We start from the raw sequence: 15,442 nt of genomic DNA, 5'->3' as shown, positions 1-15,442 counted from the left end.
CGACCCTACGGCAACCTGGGTGCCGCCTCCCAACCCACGCTAGGGCTCGCGGACGTCCTCGCGCAGGGCCATCTCCCACCAGTCGCACCCGTGCCAGCGCCCGAACTTGCGGCCCACCCGGGTGAAGGCGCCGACCTGGGTGAAGCCCACCGAGCGGTGCAGCGCCGCGCTGCCCGGGTTCGGCGGGGTCATCCCCGCCACGGCGGTGCCGTAGCCGAGGTCGCGCAGCCGATCGAGCAGGGCCGTGTAGAGCGCCCGCCCGACGCCCTGACCGGTGGCCAGCGGAGCGAGGTAGACGCTCGTCTCGGCGGTGCGGGAGTAGGCCCGGCGCCCGCGGAAGGACCCGGCGTAGGCATACCCCAGGAGCGCGCCGTCGCGCTCGGCGACGAGCCAGGCGTGCTCGCGCTGTGCAGCGGCGATGCGGGCCGCCAGCTCGGCGGCGTCCGGCGGCTCGGTCTCGAAGGTCACGGCGGTCTCGCGGACGTAGGGCGCGTAGATCGCCGCGCATGCCGCGGCGTCCTCGGGGGTGGCGTCCCTGATCACGGCTGCACCTCGCGCAGCGTCTCCCAGATCTGTCGCACGGCCGGTGCGGCGGTCTCCGACCCGATCCCGCCCTCCTCGACGACGACGAGGACGACGTAGGCCGGCTCCTCGACGGGGCCGTAGGAGGCGAACCACGACGTGGCCTGCCGACCGAAGGACTCCGCCGAGCCGGTCTTGCCGGCGATCGGGTAGTCCTGCGGCCACCCGGCGAAGGCCGCCGCGCCGGTGCCGTCGGTGATGACCCCCTCGAGCCCCTCCCGCACGATCTGCCAGGTCTCGTCCTCGAGGGAGATCCGCCCCTGGTCCGGCTCGGTCAGGTCCTCGACGACGGTGCCGTCGGACCGGACCAGCGCGTCCGCGATCTGGGGGGTGACCAGGCGACCACCGTTGGCGACGGCGGCATACACCACGGCCATCTGCAGCGGCGTCGTCGCGACGTCGCCCTGCCCGATGGAGAAGTTCACGGCGTCACCGGGACGCCAGCGCGCACCGTCGACGCAGTTCTCCTGGGCCAGCTGCTCGAGGAAGTCCCGCCGCTCCCGGTCCTCGACCTCCGGGTAGCCCTCCTCGGCGCGGCGGCAGACGTCCTCGCGGGTGCTCTCCCAGTAGTCCTGCTTCCACTCCCGCGAGGGCAGCGTGCCCGCCTCCTCGCCGGGGATGTCCACCCCGGTGCGCTGCCCGAGCCCGAAGCCCCGGGCGACCGCCAGGAAGCGGTCGCGCGCGTCGGCGTCCTCACCGGTCGACTCCAGGTCCCGCCAGTGGTCGTAGGCCCAGCGGTAGAAGGTCGTGTCGCAGGACACCTCGAGGATCCGGCGCAGGTCGATCTCGCCGTAGGCCTCGGACTCGTAGTTGGTGAACCGCTGGCCGGCGATGGAGACCGCGCCGGGGCAGGCGTACTCGCCCTCGGGGTCGATCCCCGTCTGGAGCGCGGCCGGCAGGGTGACCACCTTGAACGTCGAGGCGGGCGGGTAGGTCTCGCCCACCACCCGGTTGACCAGCGGCGCCCCGCGGTCCGGGTCCAGCAGCCGGGCATACTCCCCCGCGCTCACCCCTCGGGTCCAGAGGTCGGGGTCGTAGGTCGGGAAGCTCGCCGCCGCCAGCACCGCCCCGGTGTCCGGGCGAAGGACGACCGCCGCGCCGCTGGTCGCCGGCGACCCCGCCCGACGCGCGGCCCGGATCGCCTCCACGAGCGCCCGCTCGCTGGCGGCCTGCACGCGGACGTCCAGGTGGGTGCGCAGGTCGGCCCCCTGCACGGGGTCGGTGGTCTCGAGGGTGCCGGTGACCACGCCACGGGGGTCGACGCCGACCGTCGTGCGGCCCGGTATGCCGCGCAGCCCCGTGTCGTAGACCGCCTCCAGCCCCGCTCGCCCCAGCCAGGCCTGCGCGTCGAGCTCTCCGTCGGAGGCCTCGACCTCCTCCTGCGTCGGTCGTCCGAGGTAGCCCACCAGGTGGGCGGCGTTGACCCCCTCCGGCGCCGGGTAGGCCCGGACCGGCAGGCTCTGCACCTCGATCCCGGGGAAGTCCTCCGGACGTTCGACGAGGGCGAGCGCGTCCACCGGGTCGACGTCGTAGACCAGGGGGAGCGGGAGGTAGGGGGATCCGGAGAAGCAGAACGGCACCGGGGGCGCGTCCGGCGTCCCGCACAGCTGGGTCCGCCCCCAGAGGCGCTCCTGCGGCAGCCGGAGCGCGTCGGCGACCGAGGCGACGAGCGCGCGCCCCCCGTCGTCGGACTCCAGCAGCACCTGGGGGTCCACGGTCACCACCGAGCTCGAGGTGTTGGCGACGACGGGCGTGCCGTCGGCCGCGAGCACGCGACCCCGCAGCGCGGGCGTGACGATCTCGCGGGTGCTCGTGCCGGCCGCCTCGACGGCGAGCTCCTCGTGCTGCCCGAGCTGCATCTGCCCCAGCCGTCCGACGAGCAGCCCGCCGAGCACGAGGACGGCGACGACCACGGCCCAGAGCGCACCCGTCGCGCGCCGCCGGCGCACCCGGCGAGGGGTGAGCGAGGGCCGCGGGACGCGGGTCGCCGACCGCAGGCGGCCGGGGGCCGATCCGGACGTCATGCCCACCCCCGCCGGCTCATCCATCGCTCCAGGCCGGTGACGAGGGGCAGCACGAGCACGGCGACGAGCATCGTCACGACGAGCGTCCAGGCCAGCTCGCCCGGGAGCGCCCGGCCGGCGCCGGCGGCGGCGCTGATGCCGCGCACGCCGAGGACGAGGGCCGCCCCGACCGCCGTCGCGACCCACGGGAGCACCGGGAGAGCACGAGCGCCTGCCGGACGGCCCCCAGCCCCAGGCCCACCGCCGCGTAGGCCAGGGCGCCGCCCCCCAGCGGCGCGGCCCCGGGGGGCACGAGGTCGACGAACCAGCCACCGGCCAGACCGACGAGCAGGCCGACCTGCGGGGGGTGCAGGAGGGCCACGCCCGCCACGACGAGCAGCACGAGATCGGGTCGGGCGAGGCCGGCGGGCCAGGCGCTCGGCAGGAGGGCGGCGGCCAGGAGGAGCAGGATCCGCACGAGCGGACCGAGCAGGCGGATCACCGGTCGTCCCTCAGCACGACGGCGACGAGGTCGAGGGTGTCGGTGTCGACGAAGGGCTCGACGACAGCGGTCCGGCCCAGCTGACCGCGGTCGGGGTCGACCGCGACGACCTCACCGAGGGGTAGGCCGGCGGCGTAGGGGATGTCGTCCGGGCTGCCCAGGGTGCGCACCTGCGCACCCACCTCGATCTCGCTGTCGCCCAGCGCCGTGAGGGTGAGCTGGCCGTGACCGCGGGCGGGCACCCCGGGAGCGGGGTCGGCCTGCACGTCCCCGAGCGCGCCGTCCTCGCCGAAGCGGACGCCGACCACCACCTGCGGATCGCCGAGGAGGAGGACGTCGGCGCTGCTCGGCGCCACCCGCAGCACCCGACCGACCAGCCCGTCGACGGCCACGACGGTCTGGTCGGGCAGCACACCGTCCTCGCTGCCCACGTCGATCGTCACGGTGCGCCCACCGACCGGTGAGCTGCCCGGGGCGAAGGCCACGACCCGGGCCGGCAGCAGGGTCCGGTCCACCGCGGCCGTGGTGCTCGACCGGGCCAGGGCACCCAGCTCGGCGGCATCGGTCTCCCGTGCCCGCAGCCGGTCGACCTCGGCGGCCAGCGCGTTGCGCTCGGCACTGAGCTCGGCGACCTCGCCGTCGTCCCAGCCCGCGAGGACCTCCTGCACCGGCGCCAGGGTCGCGGCGACAGCCGCCCGGACCGGGTCGGCGGCCCCGGGTCGCGCGAGGTCGAGGACGAGCGCCGCGGCGGTCAGGCCCACGAGGGCCAGGGCGGTCAGGGTCGTGCGTCGAGGCATACCGCTCACCCCTGGAGCGAGCGCTGACGGGTGAGGACCTGCCGCAGCGCACCCATGTCCTCCACGCAGCTGCCCGCTCCCCGGATGACGGCGTGCTGCGGGTCCTCGGCCAGCCGCACGGGGACACCGAGCTCGTGGCGCAGACGTTCGCTCCAGCCGCGCAGCAGGGCACCGCCGCCGGTGAGGGTGACGCCGGTGTCGAGCAGGTCGCCGGACAGCTCGGGCGGGCAGATGTCGAGCACGGCGCGGACCACCTCCACGACCTGGGCCGTCACCGGCTCGATCATCCGCCGCACCTCCTCGCTGCCCAGCTCGATGGTGCGGGGCAGCCCGGACCCCAGGTCACGGCCCCGCACCCGGGTGGTGAGCTCCTGCGCGAGCGGCCACACCGCGCCCACCTGGTGCTTGATCTGCTCGGCCGAGCGCTCCCCCAGCAGCAGGTCGTGGGCCTGACGCACCCCCTCGGCGACGGCCTCGTCGACCTCGTCGCCACCGACCCGCAGGCTGCGCGCGTTGACCACCCCACCGAGGCTGATGACGGCGACATCCGTGGTGCCACCGCCCAGGTCGACCACCATGCTCGCGGCGGCGCTCTCGACCGGCAGGCCCGCGCCGACGGCGGCGGCCATGGCCTCCTCGATGACGTAGACCCGGCGCGCCCCGCACCGCATCGTGGCGTCCTCGAGGGCACGGCGTTCGACCGCCGTGATCCCGCTGGGCACGCAGACCACCGTGCGCGGGCGCACGAGGCGCGTCGGTCGCACGCGCTCGATGAAGTGCCGCAGCAGCTGCTCGGTCACCTCCGCGTCGGTGATGACCCCGTCGGAGAGGGGCCGCATCGTCAGCACCCGCTCCGGGGTCCGCCCGAGCATCTCGTGCGCGCTCGCCCCGGCCGCCACCAGCCGCCCGGTCACCGTGTCGACGGCGACGAGGGTCGGCTCGTCCAGCACGACCCCGCGTCCCTGCACGTGGACCTGCGTGGTGGCCGTGCCCAGGTCGATGGCGAGGTCGCGTCCGAGCAGGGTTGACCCTCGGGGGACGCGCGCGGTGCTCACCCCGGCATCGTACGCAGCGTCACCGGCGGGTCGGGGTGGCGCACCACGGTGCCCCCCACGCCACGAAGGCGCCTGCGAGCGGGTGCGCCTGCGCCGCGGCCTCGCTGAGCGCCTCGTCGACGGGCACCCCCCGCGCCAGCAGCGCGTGGTAGCGCGGCATGTGGTCTGCGGCCACCTCGTCGGGTATGCGGCACGGTGCGGCGACGACGCTCGTCACCCCGAGCCAGAGGAGCCCGGCCGCCAGGCCCAGCGCGGCCGACCCACCCCGGTGCCGGGAGCGCCCGGAGTCGCAGGCGGACAGGACAACATGGCTCGCGCGGGTGCTCTGCCGCTCCAGGTCGGCCAGGAAGTAGGGCCCGTCGTCGAGCCACAGCGAGGAGAAGAGCGGGCTGTCGTCGCGGTGGCGCCCGTGGGCGGCGACGTGCACGACGTCGCTGTCGGCCAAGGCCTCGGCCAGGTCGGTGGCGGTGGTGGCGTGGCGAGCTCGACCCTGCCGCCATACCTCGGCCACGCGCTCGACCTCCTGGTGCGCCTGGCCGAGCCCGGGGCCGGCCAGGGCCGTGACCGCAGGCGAGGCGACGGCGGTGTCCGTCCCGGCCCAGGCGCTCACGCTGGGGGCCACCGGCGTCGGCTGCCCACGGCGGCTCGGCAGCAGTCCCCAGGGCACCGAGGCCAGGCTGGGGGTAGGCACGACGAGCACCCGACCCTCGAGCTGCACCGGGCGCAGGACCAGGTCGTCGAAGGCCCGCGCGGAGCGCTGCAGCGAGCGCTGGAGGGTCTGCTCCATCGGTCCCCCGCACGCGCGTGCCCCGGTCTCCAGGTCGGCGGCGAGGACCCGGGACTGCTCCACCACCGGAGCGACCGGACCCAGGTCGACGGTCCGGAGGCGGCGTGCCGGACCGACCACCGCGAGCAGTCGGTCACCCGCCTCGACGAGGTACAGCAGCGAGGTGTCTCGGGCCGCCAGCTCGCCCATCGATCGGATGAGGTCGGCACGGGTCACCATGCCCCGCCGACCACCATGCCCGGGCGCGGACCACGACAGCGCCGCCACGGACCGCTCGAGCTCTCGCACCCGACCCCGGAGCCGGTGGGCGCGGTCGAGATCCTCGCGGACCTGCTGCCGCAGGTGGCGCAGCACGGTGGTGCGCCGTGCCAGCTCGGGATCCTGCGGAGGGCGGACGGCCGGTGACCGGCTGGCGGCCTCGCGCCAGCGCTCGACGGCCAGCAGCGTCTCCCGTGGCGTCTCCGGGGCGACCGCGAGGTCGAGCTGGGCGAGGTCCTGGGCGTAGACGTGGGTGGCCGCCCGCAGCTCCAGGCTCGAGCTGCCCCCGAGGGTCTCGGTGAGGTCGACCAGAGCCGCCCGCAGGTGGCGCCGGGCCGTCGGGGCGTCGTCGGCGGCACGGGCCGCGGACGCCAGCACGCCCCGGGCCCGCAACCGGGTGCTGAGCGAGCCCACATGGGTGAGGTCGGCGGTGGCCCGCAGCAGTCGCACGGCCTCGACCGTCCGACCGCGGTCGACCTCGGTCTCGGCGACGACGAGCCGGGCGAGGTCCGCGGCGACGCGGTCGCCGTCGGCGTCGAAGGCCTCGACGAGAGCTCGTCCGCGATCCACCACCTCCGCGCGCCGACCTCCCTGCCGGCGACGGGCGTCGAGCAGCACCAGCTCCGCGCGGCGGCGCAACCCGGGGGCCCGACGTTGCAGGGAGCGGCGGGCCTTCATCGCCGTGCGCGCCGCGGCGGCATGGTGCCCCTCGACGAGCTCGGCCATGGCGAGGTCACCCTGGACCTCGCCGGCGATCAACCGCTGACCGGTGCGCTCGGCCTCCTCTGCCGCCCGCAGGAGCATCTCGCGGGCCTCGTCGACGAGGCCGGCGTCGAGCAGGACCTTGGACCGGCCGTGGAGCGCCACGGCCACCGAGGCGCCACCGCCCAGCCGCTCGATGTCCCGGAACAACCGTAGGGCGCGGGGGAGGTCGCCGGACACCGCGACGGTCTGCGCCAGGTTGTGCCGGGCCATGAACTCCTGGACGGCGAGGTGGTGGTCGTGCGCGATCCGCGCCGCCTCGGCGAAGTCGACCTCGGCCTGCGCGGGGTCCGGGCCGTCGGTCCGGACCGCTCCCCGGGACAGCAGCAGGTTGAAGCGGTCCACCGGGTCGAGCTGGTCGAAGGAGACCATCGCCTCGTCCAGGTGCGCGAGCGCGGTGTCGGCGTGACCGGTGCGTCCGTGGATCATCGCCAGCTGGAGCCGGCACTTGGCCAGCAGGTCGGCGCGCACCTCGGGCCGCAACCCGTCGCTGGCCGCCAGCCCGAGGGCCTGGTCGGCCGTCTCGAGCGCCCGGGCCACGCCGTGCCGCTGCACCAGCGAGGTGCTCAGCGAGAGCAGGAGGCGCACCTCCGCCTCGGTGGCCGACGCCTCCCCGTCGGCCACGGAGTCGAACCCGGGGACCCGGTCAGGGCGCTCCGCCCGGACGGTGCGCAGGGCACGCCGCAGCAGCCGCTCAGCCTCTGCCGGACGACCTTCGACGTTGGCCGAGCGTCCGGCTGCGAACAGGCTCCCGACCGTGGTGGAGGCGTCCGTTCCCTGGGGCATGGGCCACTCAGATGCTGAAGGTCGGGGTGATGACGGTCCGCTCGCCCCTCGGGTGCACGACGAGGTAGGCCGGACCGCAGGCGATCGACCCGAAGACGAAGCGACCGTCCTGGACCTCCACCCGCTCGGAGCCGCCATCCGGCCTGCCGAGCTCGACCTCGTCCGCCTCGCAGGTGATCCACCCGTCCACCCGCGCGGTGCCGTCGCGACCGGCCGTCACCGTCACCATGATGCTCACGCTGTCGGTGCTGAAGGTCACCGTCGTCGCCTGGTCGGGCTCGTCATCGCCGTCGCCGCGCGTGAGCGCCCCCGGATGACGGGTCAGCTCGGCCACCTCGGCCTGAAGCGCCCGGACCGTCAGGGCGAAGCCGATGCGCTCGGTCAGACCGGCCGGGCAGGGGTCCAGCCGGGTCACGGTCTCCCTCAGCTCGGCGAGGACCGACAGGTCACCCTCGTCCAGCGGGGCCAGCCCCAGACCCGTCCCCTGGGGCCCGTCGGGCCCGTTCACCGTAGTCATCTGCCCACCCACCTCTCGTCGGCGACCAGCGAGCGTCGCAGCTTGTCCAGGCATCGCCCCCGGGTCGGGCCGATGCTCCCCCGGGGCATGTTGAGTGCCGCCGAGACCTCGTCGTAGTCGGGTCGGTCGCAGAAGGCGACGATGCGCAGCAACTGCCGGCAGCGCTCCGAGAGCTCCTGCACGGTTGCCCACAGCAGCTGCTGGCGTTCGGTGAGCACCGCCAACGCCTCCGGCCCCGGGTCGGTCCCACCAGGATCCACGGTGCCGGTGGGGTCGTGGCTGGTGCGCCGGGCCATCCTCGCGGCCCGCCAGCTCTCCCGCTTGACGGAGACGACGAGCCAGCCCAGGACCGCCTCGCTCTCGCGGATGTCGTGCGCCCGGTCCACGAGGCGCATCCAGACGTCCTGCACCACGTCCTCGGCGCTCTCCCGGTCGCAGCCGTGGGCGCGCGCCACGTGCCAGAGCAACGGGGTGGCCAGGTCGACCAGCTCCCCCAGCGCCTGGTCCTGCCCCTCGCGGTAGCGGTGGAAGCAGGCGCCGGCCTGCTGCCCCAGCGAGGGTGGGTCCGCGTGGGCCTCCACCTCGGTCTCGTCGTCGGTCAGCATTCGTCCTCCTCCAGCAGCCGGGCCAGTCCCTGCCCGGCCCGTCGCCACATCTCCTTGGCCGCGTCGCCCTCGTAGCCGTCGGCCATCGCTGCTGCCACCTCGTGCGCGAGCTGGCCGGCCAGCCTGGGCACCGCGAAGCTGCTGCCGCTCCAGACCCCGAACCCGCCGGCGAAGTTGTCCGGGTCCGGTGTGGCCCTGACCTGGTCCGGCGTCGACGGCGACGCCGTGGCGCGGAGCGCCTGCGCCGAGGCGTCGAAGGTCACCGGGAGGGTGCTGACGACGTTGACCCCGGGGCGGTGGGTGGTCACCCAGGGGCCCGCGTTGCTGAACATCGCGACCGTGCACCCGTCGGGGTTGAGGGCCCCGACGCAGACCATGGGCACCGGACCGGTGGGGTCCGGGTCGGTGCCGGCCTGCGCGGCCCACCCACCGGGATACATCGGCGTGGTGGTCGCCTGGTTGCCGGCCGCCGCGGCCACGCCGACCCCGGCGCGCCCGAAGAGGTCCACCAGAGACCTCACCGGGTGGTGGGTCACCTCGCCGTCCTGGTGGTAGAACCCCATCGAGAGGTTGAGGACGTCGACCACCCCACCCGACTCCTCGAAGGTCTCGCGGCCCTGGGACTGGCTGATGAGGTGCAGCACGAGCACCACCGTCAGGGTGCGCATGACGTCCTGCTCCGCGGCCAGGCCGGCCGAGTCCAGGACGGGCAGCGCAACGATGCGGGCACCGGGAGCCGCCTGACGGACCACGCCGGCGACGAAGGTGCCGTGCCCGGAGAGCGGGTCCAGGGCACCGGTGAGCTCGTCGACGACCCCCGTGCCCTCCGGCCACGGGGTCGGTCGCCCCCCGGGGAGGATCGGCCACCCGAGCAGCGAGCGCAGCTGCACGGCGAGGTCGGAGCCGGTGAACCACGGGTGCTCGCCGAGGCCGGTGTCCGGGATGACGACGACCGGGTGCCTGCGCAGCCGAGCAGGTCGTGTGGGGTCGGGCAGCGCGAGCTGCACGGGGGTCCGGTCCGGCGCGACGCCGGGTATGCCGCCCTGGCCGCCCCAGTACAGCCCGCCACCCTGGCCGCCCCAGTACAGCCCGCCACCCTGGCCGCCCCAGTACAGCCCGCCACCCTGACCGCCCCAGTACAGCCCGCCACCCTGACCGCCCCAGTAGAGCCCGCCACCCCCCGGGAGCACCAGGTGCTCGAGGTCGACGCCCTTCACCCCTGCGGCGCGGGCGGCCAGCAGCAGCGACCACGGGTCAGGCTCCTGCACCCCGGCGTCGGGCACGACGTAGACGCGGGAGGCATACCCCTCGTCGATCTCCTCGATGCCGACCTCCCCGACCCGCAGCCCCGGGTCGATCCGGGTGACCGGGTCCTCGGGGTCCATCGGTGCGCTGCGCACCTGCTCGAACTCCTTGCCGACGCCCGCGTCAGCACCAGACTCGACGGCGACGAGCAGCCACCGGCCGAAGGCGTCGTCGGCGGCGTCCGGCCGCAGCGAGACGGCATACCCCGCCTCCCGCAGCACGCGTTGCAGCTCCTCGATCCGGTCGACCGCGGAGAGCCCCAGCAGACCCGCCACGAGCAGGCGAGTGGTGAGGTAGACGGTTGAGGACGGCGCGGGCAGGCTGTCACCGGTGCGCGGGTCCAGCTCGCGGGGGGCGGTCGCGGGGTCGAGCACGCGTGCGTCGTGGCGACGCAGCAGCGAGGAGGGCAGGGCGAGATCGACGGCATCACGGTGGGGCATCGGGGCCTCCTTGGAGCGGCTCGATCCCTAGCGGGACCCAGCCTAGGGGTCGGACGTCATCGAGAGAACCCTTCCGGCCCACAGATACATCAGATCGTGACGTATCTGTAGGCGACCCGGCCCCTCTGAGACCCCGTGGTGCCGACCGGCACCCGAGTGACCAGGAGGTAGGCCATGGAGCACGACGCGGTAGCCGCGGCGAGGATCCGCCCCACCAAGGAACAGGTCGAGGACGAGCTGCTCGCCCTCGACGGCGTGGTGGGAGTCGACATCGGCGAGAAGATCAGCGACGGCAAGCCCACCGGCGAGATGAGCATCGTCGTCTACGTCGAGAAGAAGGTGGCGCCCTCGAAGGTGGCGCGCAGCCAGAAGGTGCCGGCCGAGCTGGACGGCATCCCCACGGACGTCCAGGAGCTCGTTATCGAGCTGCAGGGCGGGCCGGGGCTGTACGCCGGCGACCCGTTGAGCGACACGAGCAAGCACACGACCATCCGGGGCGGCATCAGCATCGGCCCCTCCCGCCACCAGAACGCCGGCACCGCCGGGGCCCTCGTGCGGGACACGACGACCGGAGCGGTGAGCCTGCTCACCAACTTCCACGTCGCCTGCGTGGACACCTCGTGGACCGCGGGCGAGACCGTCCTGCAGCCGGGCCGCTTCGACAGCGGCAACCCGGCGGTCGACCAGGTCGGCACGCTGACCCGTGGAGTGATCTCCGAGCAGGTCGACGGCGCGGTCGTGCGGTTGGACGGTGACGAGGTCTGGGCCGACGAGGTCGTCGACATCGGCGGCGTCGTCGGCAGCACTCCTGCGGTGGCCGGGATGGCGGTCCAGAAGCGCGGCCGCACCACCGAGCACACGCACGGCGAGGTGGTCTCGGTCGACGCGACCGTCACGCTGGACTACGGCGACGGCGTCGGGATGCGCACGCTGCGCCGCCAGGTGTCGATCCGCCCGGCCGCCGGCACCGCCCGGTTCTCCGACCGCGGCGACTCCGGCTCGGTGGTCATGAACGCCGGCCGTCAGGTCGTCGGTCTGCTCTTCGCCGGTGCGCGGGACGGCAGTCTGACCTTCGCCAACCCCATCGCCTCGGTGCTCTCCGAGCTGCAGGTCACCCTCAACCCGCCCCGACTCGTCGTCCCACCGACGTTGCGGTCGCGGATCACGGTGCTCTGCCCCACGCGGACCGAGCCGTGGTGCCCCGGGACCAGGCTTACGAGACCGTTCGTGAGCTGCCCACCGGTGCTGCGGTCCCGCCCCTACATCGACTGCCCGCCGCTGCGGCTGACCCGCATCCCGCAGTGTCTGCCGCCGGACAGCCGCATCTGCCCGACGCTCAGCCGGGTGTGCGGCGGCTGGCAGAGGCCCTACGAGCAGGGATGGGAGGAGCCGGTCGACGAGCAGTCGGACGACGCGTCCTGGTGGGCGGGCTACCACGCCGCCCTCGACCAGGTCGCCCAGGAGCTCGACGAGGCGGAGCAGGACGGGTCGGTGTGATGCGGAGCGCTCCGGGCCTGTTGGCGCAGGCGATCACGCAGGGGGTGGTCGCCTGCGCCGACGTGCTCGGCGGCGCTGTCACGCTGGTGCCCTGCTCGCGCAGCAACCTCGTCCACCGGCTCGAGGTGGACGGCGTCGTGGTGGCCTACGTCAAGCAGCAGGGGCAAGCGACGGCCACGGACGGACTGGAGACCGCCGCTCGGGAGGCGGCGGTCCTGCGGGGGCTGCTCGGCGCACCCGTCCCGCGGCTGCTGCACGCCGACGACGACGCGGTCTGGACCGCGCCGATCCCGGGCATACCGCTGCACGACGCCCTTCCCCACGACCCGGTGCCGGTGGCCCGTGCGCTCGGCACCACCCTCGCCGCGCTGCACCGGCATCCCCGACCGGTGGGCGCCGTCCCTGAGGCGACCCGCCCGTGGCCGATCACGGGAGAAGCGCCGGCGAGCGTCCTCAGCGCTCCCGACGGGACGCTCGCGGCGGACCTGGCCGCGCGGGTCCTGGAGGGCAGCACCGAGGAGGCGTGCACGGTGCGGCGGGCCGGCCGGCAGTGGCGGCGCAGCCACTGGATCCACGGCGACCTGTCGGCGGCCAACGTGCTGGTGACCGGGCGCGGCCAGACCGCCACGACCCGGTTGATCGACCTCGAGGACGGCGGCCTGGGAGACCCGTCCTGGGATGTCGTCTGCGCGCTGCGGGTCATGGACGACTGCCTGAGCCTCGCCGACGACGAGGCGGCCCGGCACGGCTTCCTCGACGCCTACGCGGCCGGATCCGGCCCCGGCATGGACCACCCCGGTCTCCGGCTCGCGCACGACCTCATGTCCGACACCCGCAGCGCCCTGAGCGACCTCGTGTCCTGGGGCCGGGTCCAGCAGGTGCTGGCCTCATGAGCACCGTGGCCCGCGCCCTCGCCGAGGCGGCCGAGGTCGCCCGGAGCGGACCGGCGAGCGTCCGCAGCGCCCCGGCCGAGCTCGCCGCCCGGCTCTACTCCCTCTGGTATGCCGCGCCCGTCACCGAGCGGCCCACTCCCGTCGGCCCCCCGCTGGCCGGACTGCTCGACGCCCGGGCGCTGACCGTCGGCGGCTGGTCGGCGGCCACGGTCCGGCGGGTGGACCCGGCGGGCGGGCTTGTCGTCCGGGACGCGGACGGCCGGCACCACGCCGTCCTCCCGGGCCGGTGGACCCGTCGCCCCGGCGACCCGCGGACCTCCCTGCCGCCCCGGGCGGGGGACGAGATCCTCATACCCCCCGTCGGTGGTCCGGTGCGCGCGGAGAGGTGGTGGCGCACGTGGTCGCTCACCTGGGTGCACCCGGTCCCCCCGGAGCCACTCACCCGCATCTACCTCTGCGCGCGGCTGGACAGCCTCGGGCGCGCCGTCGGCCGCGCCGTCGAGGCCCTCGCCGCGCGGCCCGGACCCTGGCTGCTCAAGTGCGCGCTGGACCCCGACACGCTGACCCGTCCGGACCGGATTGTCGTCTACCTGCCCGACGAGGAGGCCGGCGCGGCCCTGGAGGCCCTGGCCTCCGCCACCGACGGACTCCTCGATCCGCAGCGGCCGCCGCTCACCGCCGCGGTGAGCCCCGGCCTCTCTTGGGCGCAGGACGACGGTGACGGCGCGAGCTTCGGGGAGAACCGGTGTGCCGCGCTCGCCGACGGGTATGCCGCGTGGCTGCGGGACGGGCAGGCGCAGGACGCGGTGCTGGCGGGTCGTCGCGGCCTCATCGCGGCCGGGATCGACGACCTCCGGCCGCACCTGCGTCGGGGGTCGGTATGAGCACCGCACCGGACCGCACCGTGGTCGGCCTCGAGGAGCTCGCCCGGGCGGCGACCCGCGCCGTGGCCGACGCGGCGCTGCGCGACGCGGACCGGGTCGGGTGGGCGACGTGGTCGCGCAGCGGTGCGGAGACCACGCCGGTCCTGCACGTCGGTGGGGCGGAGGTCTACGACGGCGCCGCCGGCATCGCCTGGGCGCTGCACCTGCTGGCGCCGCTGCACGACCGTCCTGGAGAGGTCGAGCAGCTCGCGAGGGCGGCGATGCCCTCGGACCTGACCCGCCCGGAGGACCCGTCCGGGCTGCTGGACGGGCAGGCCGGGATCACGGTGGCGCGCGCCGCCGTGACCGGTGCAGGGGGGCCGTTGCCCTCCCCCGCCCGGCTCGCCGGGTCGAGCGACCATCTGGACGGACTGTCCGGTCTACTGCTCGCGGCGCTCACCCTCGCGTCGCCTGCGGAGATGACCACGCCGATCGTCCGCGCCCTGCTCGACTGCGGACGTCCGGAGGGCGAGGGGTGGGCCTACCCCGGCCCGCCGGACCCCGGCGGCGAGCCCGCCCGCCCGCTCACCGGTCTGGCGCACGGCAGCAGCGGGGTCCTGCTCGCGCTGGGTCACTGGCTGGCGACCGACCCGCGCGGACCCCTCGTGGACGCCGTCCGCGAGCGGCTCCGGCGGGCGTGGTGGTGGGAGAGCGGCTGGTCCGACCGGGTGCTCGGCTGGCCCGACCTGCGCGAGGAGTCACCGACCCACCCGGTGATGTGGTGCCACGGCACGGCCGGGGTCGCCGCCGCGCGCCTGGAGCTGGCCCGGCTCGCCGACGCGGGCGTGGACCTGGGGGTGCCGGCGACGGCGCTGCGCAGCGAGGCCGAGGCAGGTGTGCTGCTCTGCCGGGAGCAGGTGGAGCAGGCGGCCGCGGCAGCCCGGCGGCAGCTGGAGACCTCCGGCCCGGCGTCGGCTCGGGTCGACCCCGGTGATGCCGGGCTGACGCTCTGCCACGGCCTCGGCGGACCGTTGGACGTCCTCGCCTCCGCCACCGACGCCTGGGGGGCCACCGAGCAGCTCGAGGTCGCCGGGGCCGCGGCCCTGGCAGTCGCCGAGGTCCTCGGGGACGACGTGCACCTCTGGCCGACCGGCCAGCGGACCCGCGGCGGCTACGGCCTCTTCCAGGGGCTCGCGGGGACGGCGCTGGTCCTCGCCCGGCTCGCCCGCCCGGATCTCGGTCTCCCCGCTCCGACACTCTTCGGGGTGCCCGGCATCGGCGCGCCCCTCCCGGCAGATCGCGGTCGGTGACGCAGGGCGCGAGCGGATACCCCGGGCCCGCCTCAGCCGTGCTCGGGGAACCAGATGGCGATCTCGCGGGCCGCGGACTCCGGGCTGTCCGACCCGTGGACGATGTTCTGCTGCACCTTGAGGCCCCAGTCGCGCCCGTGGTCGCCGCGGATGGTGCCCGGCGCCGCGGCCGTGGGGTCGGTGGCCCCGGCGAGGGACCGGAAGCCGGGGATGCAGCCCTGGCCCTCGATGATGACGGCGGTGACCGGGCCGGAGGACATGAACTCCAGCAGCGGCTCGTAGAAGGGCTTGCCCTCGTGCTCGGCGTAGTGCGCCTCGAGCTGGTCGCGGCCCGGGGTCACGACGGCGAGCGCGACGAGGGTGTAGCCCTTGGCCTCGATCCGGCGGAGCACCTCGCCGGAGAGGCCGCGACGGTAGCCGTCGGGCTTGACGAGGACAAGGGAGCGTTCGGTCTGGGCGGCAGTCGTGTCGGTCACGGAC

General features: G+C 75.2%; 14 protein-coding genes. 4 read left to right on the top strand and 10 right to left on the bottom strand.

The features are described 5' to 3' along the window. Positions 1 to 39: 39 nt before the first annotated feature. The 9 genes from FA582_RS04390 to FA582_RS16610 are packed head-to-tail and all read right to left on the bottom strand — an operon-like array spanning position 40 to position 10,399. A complete protein-coding gene (locus FA582_RS04390) occupies positions 40 to 543 on the bottom strand; it encodes a GNAT family N-acetyltransferase (protein WP_010148838.1) in 504 nt (167 codons plus the stop codon). Then, a complete protein-coding gene (mrdA, locus tag FA582_RS04385) occupies positions 540 to 2,630 on the bottom strand; it encodes a penicillin-binding protein 2 (RefSeq protein ID WP_010148839.1) in 2,091 nt (696 codons plus the stop codon). The genes FA582_RS04390 and mrdA overlap by 4 nt, the downstream gene beginning before the upstream one ends. 49 nt (positions 2,631 to 2,679) lie before the next feature. After that, positions 2,680 to 3,087: a hypothetical protein gene (locus FA582_RS04380; RefSeq protein WP_147899745.1), complete on the bottom strand. Its 408-nt coding sequence runs from the start codon at positions 3,085 to 3,087 to the stop codon at positions 2,680 to 2,682. Further along, on the bottom strand, positions 3,084 to 3,884 hold the full coding sequence (mreC, locus tag FA582_RS04375) for a rod shape-determining protein MreC (RefSeq protein WP_010148841.1): 801 nt from the start codon (positions 3,882 to 3,884) through the stop codon (positions 3,084 to 3,086). The genes FA582_RS04380 and mreC overlap by 4 nt, the downstream gene beginning before the upstream one ends. Before the next feature lie 5 nt (positions 3,885 to 3,889). After that, positions 3,890 to 4,939, bottom strand: coding sequence for a rod shape-determining protein (gene mreB, locus FA582_RS04370; RefSeq protein WP_010148842.1), 1,050 nt, complete (start codon positions 4,937 to 4,939; stop codon positions 3,890 to 3,892). 19 nt (positions 4,940 to 4,958) lie between these two features. Beyond that, complete coding sequence (locus tag FA582_RS04365; protein ID WP_010148843.1) at positions 4,959 to 7,532, bottom strand: CHAT domain-containing protein; 2,574 nt, start codon at positions 7,530 to 7,532, stop codon at positions 4,959 to 4,961. 7 nt (positions 7,533 to 7,539) lie between these two features. After that, positions 7,540 to 8,049: a hypothetical protein gene (locus tag FA582_RS04360; protein WP_141567722.1), complete on the bottom strand. Its 510-nt coding sequence runs from the start codon at positions 8,047 to 8,049 to the stop codon at positions 7,540 to 7,542. Continuing rightward, positions 8,046 to 8,654: an RNA polymerase sigma factor gene (locus tag FA582_RS04355; protein WP_010148846.1), complete on the bottom strand. Its 609-nt coding sequence runs from the start codon at positions 8,652 to 8,654 to the stop codon at positions 8,046 to 8,048. The genes FA582_RS04360 and FA582_RS04355 overlap by 4 nt, the downstream gene beginning before the upstream one ends. Then, positions 8,648 to 10,399 carry a S8/S53 family peptidase gene (locus tag FA582_RS16610; protein WP_147899744.1) on the bottom strand — a complete coding sequence of 584 codons (1,752 nt, stop codon included), beginning with the start codon at positions 10,397 to 10,399 and terminating at the stop codon, positions 8,648 to 8,650. The genes FA582_RS04355 and FA582_RS16610 overlap by 7 nt, the downstream gene beginning before the upstream one ends. A 174-nt stretch (positions 10,400 to 10,573) precedes the next feature. Here FA582_RS16610 and FA582_RS04345 point away from each other — a divergent pair, with 174 nt between their 5' ends. Genes FA582_RS04345 through FA582_RS04330 form a run of 4 tightly spaced genes read left to right on the top strand, consistent with a single transcriptional unit; the run spans position 10,574 to position 14,962 of the window. Next, the gene (locus tag FA582_RS04345) at positions 10,574 to 11,896 is read left to right on the top strand and encodes a chymotrypsin family serine protease (protein ID WP_010148850.1); all 1,323 of its coding nucleotides are present in this window, start codon (positions 10,574 to 10,576) and stop codon (positions 11,894 to 11,896) included. Further along, positions 11,896 to 12,789, top strand: a complete 894-nt coding sequence (locus tag FA582_RS04340) for a phosphotransferase family protein (protein WP_029541655.1) — start codon at positions 11,896 to 11,898, stop codon at positions 12,787 to 12,789. The genes FA582_RS04345 and FA582_RS04340 overlap by 1 nt, the downstream gene beginning before the upstream one ends. Then, on the top strand, positions 12,786 to 13,673 hold the full coding sequence (locus FA582_RS04335; RefSeq protein WP_010148852.1) for a T3SS effector HopA1 family protein: 888 nt from the start codon (positions 12,786 to 12,788) through the stop codon (positions 13,671 to 13,673). The genes FA582_RS04340 and FA582_RS04335 overlap by 4 nt, the downstream gene beginning before the upstream one ends. Beyond that, complete coding sequence (locus FA582_RS04330; RefSeq protein WP_010148853.1) at positions 13,670 to 14,962, top strand: lanthionine synthetase LanC family protein; 1,293 nt, start codon at positions 13,670 to 13,672, stop codon at positions 14,960 to 14,962. The genes FA582_RS04335 and FA582_RS04330 overlap by 4 nt, the downstream gene beginning before the upstream one ends. Positions 14,963 to 14,994: 32 nt before the next feature. On the opposite strand, the gene ndk is transcribed toward FA582_RS04330, so the two are convergent. Beyond that, positions 14,995 to 15,438, bottom strand: coding sequence for a nucleoside-diphosphate kinase (ndk, locus tag FA582_RS04325; RefSeq protein ID WP_010148854.1), 444 nt, complete (start codon positions 15,436 to 15,438; stop codon positions 14,995 to 14,997). Between the last annotated feature and the right edge of the window lie 4 nt (positions 15,439 to 15,442).

Source organism: Serinicoccus profundi (assembly GCF_008001015.1).
GTDB classification, from domain to species: domain Bacteria; phylum Actinomycetota; class Actinomycetes; order Actinomycetales; family Dermatophilaceae; genus Ornithinicoccus; species Ornithinicoccus profundi.
This window is presented reverse-complemented; position numbering and strand designations above follow the sequence as displayed.

Coding starts and splice junctions, on each gene's coding strand:
- mrdA (WP_010148839.1), bottom strand. CDS start 2,630: ATGGATGAGCCGGCGGGGGTGGGCATGACGTCCGGATCGGCCCCCGGC.
- mreC (WP_010148841.1), bottom strand. CDS start 3,884: ATGCCTCGACGCACGACCCTGACCGCCCTGGCCCTCGTGGGCCTGACC.
- FA582_RS04365 (WP_010148843.1), bottom strand. CDS start 7,532: ATGCCCCAGGGAACGGACGCCTCCACCACGGTCGGGAGCCTGTTCGCA.
- FA582_RS04360 (WP_141567722.1), bottom strand. CDS start 8,049: ATGACTACGGTGAACGGGCCCGACGGGCCCCAGGGGACGGGTCTGGGG.
- FA582_RS04355 (WP_010148846.1), bottom strand. CDS start 8,654: ATGCTGACCGACGACGAGACCGAGGTGGAGGCCCACGCGGACCCACCC.
- FA582_RS16610 (WP_147899744.1), bottom strand. CDS start 10,399: ATGCCCCACCGTGATGCCGTCGATCTCGCCCTGCCCTCCTCGCTGCTG.
- FA582_RS04345 (WP_010148850.1), top strand. CDS start 10,574: ATGGAGCACGACGCGGTAGCCGCGGCGAGGATCCGCCCCACCAAGGAA.
- FA582_RS04340 (WP_029541655.1), top strand. CDS start 11,896: ATGCGGAGCGCTCCGGGCCTGTTGGCGCAGGCGATCACGCAGGGGGTG.
- FA582_RS04335 (WP_010148852.1), top strand. CDS start 12,786: ATGAGCACCGTGGCCCGCGCCCTCGCCGAGGCGGCCGAGGTCGCCCGG.
- FA582_RS04330 (WP_010148853.1), top strand. CDS start 13,670: ATGAGCACCGCACCGGACCGCACCGTGGTCGGCCTCGAGGAGCTCGCC.